Source organism: Streptomyces sp. WG7 (genome assembly GCF_049975785.1).
In the GTDB taxonomy this organism is placed as follows: domain Bacteria; phylum Actinomycetota; class Actinomycetes; order Streptomycetales; family Streptomycetaceae; genus Streptomyces.
Map to the genome: position 1 here is coordinate 1 of NZ_JBNGGE010000105.1, position 5,325 is coordinate 5,325.

General features: G+C 74.1%; 2 protein-coding genes. Both read right to left on the bottom strand.

All coding sequences use genetic code 11. From position 1 onward, the window contains the following. On the bottom strand, positions 1-911 hold a 911-nt coding region (locus tag ACP4J0_RS38135), incomplete at its 3' end, for a beta-ketoacyl synthase N-terminal-like domain-containing protein (protein WP_426603982.1). 120 nt (positions 912-1,031) lie between these two features. Further along, on the bottom strand, positions 1,032-5,325 hold a 4,294-nt coding region (locus tag ACP4J0_RS38140), incomplete at its 5' end, for an SDR family NAD(P)-dependent oxidoreductase (protein ID WP_426603984.1).

Consider the following 5,325-nt stretch of genomic DNA (forward strand, 5'->3'; position numbering starts at 1 on the left):
CCGTCCTGGTTGATGGCGGAGCCCCGCACCACCGCCAGCACCGGGCGGCCGTTGCGCCGCGCGTCCGACAGCCGCTCGACCAGGAGCATGCCGGCGCCCTCGCCCCAGCCCGTGCCGTCGGCAGCGGCCGCGAAGGGCTTGCACCGGCCGTCCGCCGCGAGACCGCGCTGGCGGCTGAACTCGGTGAACGTCGACGGGGTGGCCATGACGGTCACGCCGCCGGCCAGCGCCATGGAGCACTCCCCCGCGCGCAGTGCCTGCACCGCCAGGTGCAGCGCCACCAGCGACGACGAGCAGGCGGTGTCGATGGTGACGGCCGGGCCCTCCAGGCCGAAGGTGTAGGCGACACGCCCGGAGGCGATGCTGCCGCTGCTACCGGTGCCGAGGAAGCCCTCGACGCCGCCGGGGACGGAGTCGAGGCGGGCGGTGTAGTCGTGGTACATGACGCCCGCGAAGACGGCCGTCCTGCTGCCGCGCAGCGAGGACGGGTCGATGCCCGCCCCCTCGAACGCCTCCCACGACGTCTCCAGCAGCAGCCGCTGCTGCGGATCCATCGCCACCGCCTCACGCGGCGAGATCCCGAAGGGAGCCGGGTCGAAGTGGCCGGCGTCGTAGAGGAAGCCGCCCTCGCTGACGTAGCTGGATCCCGCGCTGTCGGGATCGGCGTCGTACAGCGACTCGACGTCCCAGCCGCGGTCGACCGGGAAGGCGGAGATGGCGTCCTCGCCGTTCGCGACGAGGCGCCACAGGTCCTCGGGGGTCTGCACCCCTCCGGGGTAGCGGCAGCTCATCGCGACGATGGCGATGGGCTCCTCGTTCTTCTCCTCCACCTCGCGCAGCCGCCTGCGGGCCTGGCGCAGGTCGGCGGTCGCCCGCTTGAGGTAGTCGCGAAGCTTGTCCTCGTTCTCCATTGCGTGGGCTCCATGCCTCAGAGGCGGTCGTTCCGGTCGGTCGTCGTCCGGGCGGGGCGGCGCGCCCGGACGGGTCTCCGGTGGCGCGGATGGGTCGTGGGGCAGGTGGGGTGGGGCGGGTCAGGAGGAGCCGAGTTCCTCGTCCAGCAGGTCGAAGAGCTCGTCGTCGGTGGCGGTTTCGAGGTCGCCGTCGTCGTCGGGCGCGTCGGCGGCCGCGCCGCGGGTGTCCTGCGCGTCCTTCCACTTGGCCAGGAGGGCCTGCAGGCGCATCGTGATCCGCGAAGCGGTGACGCTGTCCGTGTCGGACACGGACAGGGCCTCCTCCAGGCGGTCCAGCTCGCCGAGGAGCGACGGCCCGTCGTCGTCGAGGGGCAGCGCGGAACGCAGGTAGCCGCTCAGCGCTTCCGGGTTCGGGTAGTCGAAGATCAGCGTCGCGGGCAGCCTCAGCCCGGACGCGGCTCCGAGCCGGTTGCGCAGTTCCACCGCGGTCAGCGAGTCGAAGCCCAGTTCCGTGAAGGCGCTGCCGGGTTCGATGGCGGCGGATCCGCTGTGGCCGAGGACCTGGGCCACCTGGGTGCAGACCAGGTCGAGGAGGACCCGGTCCCGTTCGGCGGACGGAAGTTGGGCGAGGCGCTGCGCGAGCGAGTCCGGGGTCTGCGCCGTCGCGTCGCTCGCCCTGCGCCGCACGGTGCCGCGGAGCAGGCCGCGCAGCAGCGGCGGAGTCCAGTCGCCGAGGCTCCTGCGGAGTTCGGCCAGGTCGAGCCGCGCCGGCACCAGGAGGGGCGGGGTCGGTTCCGCCCCGCCCGCACCGGGCAGGGCGGCGCCGAACAGCGCGAGGCCCTCGGCCGGGGAGAGCGGCAGCATGCCGCCACGGCTCAGGCGCCGCCGCTCGGCCGCGTCGAGGGTCCCGGCCATGCCGGCCTCGTCGTCCCACAGTCCCCAGGCCAGCGAGACCGCGGGCAGTCCCTGCGCCCTGCGATGCTGGGCAACCGCGTCGAGGAAGGCGTTGCCCGCCGCGTAGTTGGCCTGTCCGGCGTTGCCGAAGACACCGGCGGCCGAGGAGAACAGGACGAACGCCGACAGGTCCAGGTCCCGCGTCAGCTCGTGCAGGTGCCATGCCGCGTCGACCTTGGGCAGCAGGACGCGCCGCAGCCGGTCGGGGGTCATCGCCTCCACGGTGCCGTCGTCCAGGACACCCGCGGCGTGCACGACCGCGGTGAGCGGATGCTCCGCCGGAACGTCCGCGAGTACGGTGGCGAGCGCGTCCCGGTCGGACACGTCGCACGCCGCCCACGTCACCTCCGCACCCGACGCGTGCAGCTGCGCGGTGAGGTCGCGAGCGTTCTCGGCGGCCCCGCCCCGCCGGCTCACCAGCAGCAGGCGTCGCACCCCGTGCACGTCCACCAGGTGCCGGGCGAGAAGTCCGCCCAGGGTGCCGCCGGCGCCCGTGACCAGGATGGTGCCGTCCGGGTCGAAGGCCGCGCCGGCCGGCCGCTCGGGTGCGGTGGCCGCTCGGGCGAGGCGCGAGGTCCGCACGACGCCGTCCCGGATGGCGAGTTGCGTCTCGTCGGTGTCGAGCGCGGCGGGCAGCGTCAGCGGGGACGCGTCCTCGGTGTCGACGTCGACCAGCACGAACCGGCCCGGGTGCTCGGCCTGCGCGGAACGGACCAGGCCCCACACCGCCGCGTGCGCCAGGTCGTCGACGTCCTCGTCCGCGTCCACGGCGACGGCGCCTCGGGTGACGAGGGCCAGCCGGGACGCGGTGAACCGCTCGTCCGCCAGCCACGAACGGACCAGATCCAGTGCGGCGGTGACGGCGTTGTGCGCGCTCGTCACGAGTCCGCCCGCGGTGGACACGTCGGGTGCGAGGGAGACGAGGACGGTCTCGGGCGCGTCCTCGGCCGGGACGGCACCGGTTCCGTGGCCGAGTTCCCGGCCGAGCGACGCCAGGTCCGGGTGGACGCTGGGCGTGCTGAGGACGGCACCGAGCTTGAACGGGTCCCCGCCCAGCAGGACCCAGCGGCCGCCGACCGGCACCGGCACGTCCGCGGACAGCGGCAGCACCGGCCAGTCGACCCGGAACATGCTGTCCCGGAGGGCCCCACCGGCCGCGCCGCCGCCGGGGATCCCGTCGACGGCCAGCGGACGCAGGACGAGGGAGGCGACCGTGAGCACCGGCTGACCCGTCTCGTCCGCGATCAGCAGGGAGACGGCGTCCTGTCCCGCCGGGGCCATGCGCACACGCAGCGCCGAGGCGCCCACGGCGTGCAGCCGCACCGAGTCCCATGCGAAGGGCAGGCGGGCCCCGGGCTCGGCGCCGGGGAAGAAGTCCCCGAGACCGGCCGCGTGCAGGGCCGAGTCCAGCAGCGCCGGATGAAGCCCGAACCGCGCGCCCTCCGGCCTGGCCTCGTCGGTGAGGGTGACCTCGGCGCAGACCTCGGCGCCGAGCCGCCAGGCGCGCCGCAGATTGCGGAACGCCGGACCGTATGCGAGCCCGATCGCGTCGAAGGACGCGTACAGCTCGTCCACGTCGCAGGGCTCGGCCCCGGCGGGCGGCCATGCCTCCGGTTCCTCCGCCGCGGGCGTCCCCTCGGTCGCGACGGCCAGGAAGCCGCCGGCGTGCCGGGTCCACGGTTCGTCCGCCGCGGACTCCTCGGGCCGGGAGTACACGTGGAAAGCGCGCCGCCCGGTCGCCTCGGGCTCCGCGACGGAGAGCCGGAGATGCACCCCGCCGGTCTCGGGCAGCACCAGCGGCGCCTCCAGAGTCAGGTCCTCCAGCAGGTCGCAGCCCGCGTGGTCCCCGACCCGCACCGCCAGCTCGACGAGCGCGGCGCCGGGCAGCAGCGCGGCGCCCGCGACCCGGTGGTCGGCCAGCCAGGGGTGGGTGCGCAGGGAGAGCCGGCCGGTGAAGAGGAACCCGTCGGAGTCGGGCAGCTCGACCGCCGCGCCCAGCAGCGGGTGGTCCGCGCTGCCCAGGCCCGCGGACGTCACGTCCCCGTTCAGGGCGTGCGCGGGGGCCTCCAGCCAGTACCGCCGGCGCTGGAAGGCGTAGGTGGGCAGGTCGACGCGGCGCGCGCCGGTCCCGGCGAAGTACGCCTGCCAGTCGACGGCGATCCCCCGGCTGTGGGCGTGGGCGAGGGCGGTGGTGACGGTCTCGGCCTCGGGGCGGCCCTTGCGCAGGACGGGGACGAGAGCGGCTCCGTCCTCGGTGAGGCAGTCCTGGGCCATGGCGGAGAGGACTCCGTCGGGGCCGAGTTCGAGGTAGGTGGTGACGCCGGCGGCCTCCAGGGCGCGGATGCCGTCGAGGAAGCGCACGGCCTCCCGCACGTGCCGCACCCAGAAGTCGGGCGAGGCCATCTCGTGGGTGACGACGGCGCCGGTGAGGTTGGAGACGACGGGGATGCGGGGCGGCTCGAACGACAGCCCCTCCACCACCGCGCGGAAGGCGTCGAGCATGCCGTCCATGTGCGGGGAGTGGAAGGCATGGCTGACCGTCAGGCGCTTCGACCTGCGGTCCGGGTACGACTCCACGATCGCGACGGCCGCATCCTCGTCGCCGGCGATGACCACGGCCTGCGGGCCGTTGACGGCAGCGATGCTGACCCGGTCGGTCAGCAGCGGCAGGACCTCGTCTTCCGAAGCCTCCAGCGCGATCATCACTCCGCCGGTCGGCAGCACCTGCATCAACCGCCCACGGGCCTCGACCAGCGTGCAGGCGTGCTCCAGGGACAGCACCCCGGCGACGTGGGCGGCGGCGATCTCGCCGACGGAGTGCCCGGACACGAGGTCCGGCTTCACACCCCACGACTCCAGGAGCCGGAACAGGGCGACCTCGACGGCGAACAACGCCGGCTGCGTGGACTCCGTGCGATCCAGCAGCTCGGCGTCGTCGCCGAACAACGCGTCCAGCCCGAGCCGCTCACGCACAGCGTCCAGCGCATCCGCGAACACCGGGTACGCCTCGTACAGCTCCCGGCCCATGCCGAGCCGCTGGCTGCCCTGCCCGGTGAAGAGGAAGGCCATCTTGCCCGCCACCGGGGAACCCTCGGCCACAGCCGTGCTCGTCTGGCCCGCTGCCAGCGCTTCGAGCGCCCCGATGAATCCGTCGCGATCCTCTGCGACGACCACCGCGCGACGATCCAGAGCGGTGCGCGTTGTGGCGAGGGAGTAACCGATGTCGGCCGGGCTCACGTTCATGTCGTCGAGGACGAACGCCCTCAGTCGTGCGGCCTGTTCACGGAGGCCTTCGACGGACTTCCCGGACAGTGTCCAGGGAAGCGGAAGCGGACCGTTCGGCCTCTCGGGGTCCCGTGGCGTGGCGGGTTCGGGTGCGGGTTCGGCTGCGGGTTCGGGGGCTTGTTCGATGATGGCGTGCGCGTTGGTGCCGCTGAAGCCGAACGAGGACACCGCGGCA